The sequence below is a fragment of the Nonomuraea longicatena genome, from assembly GCF_039525605.1.
GTDB lineage: Bacteria > Actinomycetota > Actinomycetes > Streptosporangiales > Streptosporangiaceae > Nonomuraea > Nonomuraea longicatena.
The window spans coordinates 1-850 of record NZ_BAAAHQ010000036.1 but is presented as its reverse complement, the minus strand read 5'-3'; the positions used below and the strand labels follow the sequence as shown (position 1 = coordinate 850).

The window sequence follows — 850 nt, the reverse complement described above, 5'->3', positions numbered from 1 at the left end:
GCCGGGGCGCAGGCCGACGGGTTCGTCGGCGAACTGCCCGGCGGCTACGACACTCTCGTCGGGGAACGCGGCGCCAACCTGTCGGCGGGCCAGCGGCAGCGCATCGCGCTGGCGCGGGCGTTCTGCCGCCCGGCGGCGACCGTCCTGCTGCTGGACGAGCCCACCGCCCGCCTCGACGGGCGCAGCGAGGCGGCCGTCGTCGCCGCCACCGCCGCGCTCGCGGAGGGCCGCACCGCCATCGTGGTCGCCCACCGCCCCGCCATGATCGAACTGGCCGACCGGGTCATCCGCGTCCACGCGGGCCGCGTCGCCGCCGACACCCGCTCCCCCGCAGGGACCGGCGAAGGAGCGACACGATGACACGCGGCATGGGCATGCGGCTCACCTGGGCGATCCTCGCCGGAGCCGCCGCCGACCTGGCCGGGCTCGGGCTCATCGCGGCCGCCGCCTGGCTCATCACCCGCGCCGCCGAGCAGCCGCCCCTGGCGGCGCTCAGCGTCGCCATCGTCGCCGTGCGCGGGTTCGCGACCGGCAGGGGCGTCTTCAGGTACGCCGAACGGCTCACCGGCCACGAGGTCGCCCTGCGCGCCCAGGCGGGCACCAGAGGGCGCCTGTACACCGCGCTCATCCCGCCGCAGCGCCCCCGCCACGGCGGCGCCGACCTGCTCAGCCGGATGGTCGACGACACCGAGGCCGTCCAGGACCTCCTCGTGCGGGCGCTGCTGCCCGCCGTCGCGGCCCTGCTCACCGGGGTGGCCGCCGTGAACATCGCGCTCACCGTCGCGCCCTCGGCCGCGCTCGTGCTGCTCGCGGGGCTGGCGGTGGCGGGTGTGGCGCTGCCCGCCGGTAC

Annotated in this window: 1 protein-coding gene and 1 pseudogene; both read left to right on the top strand. The window is 78.0% G+C overall.

What is annotated here, in order from left to right:
• On the top strand, window positions 1-360 hold a 360-nt coding region (locus ABD120_RS28665; RefSeq protein ID WP_343953252.1), incomplete at its 5' end, for an ATP-binding cassette domain-containing protein.
• Window positions 357-850 (top strand): annotated as a pseudogene (locus tag ABD120_RS28660) (thiol reductant ABC exporter subunit CydC); the annotation flags it as partial. The gene ABD120_RS28665 and the pseudogene ABD120_RS28660, both read left to right, overlap by 4 nt.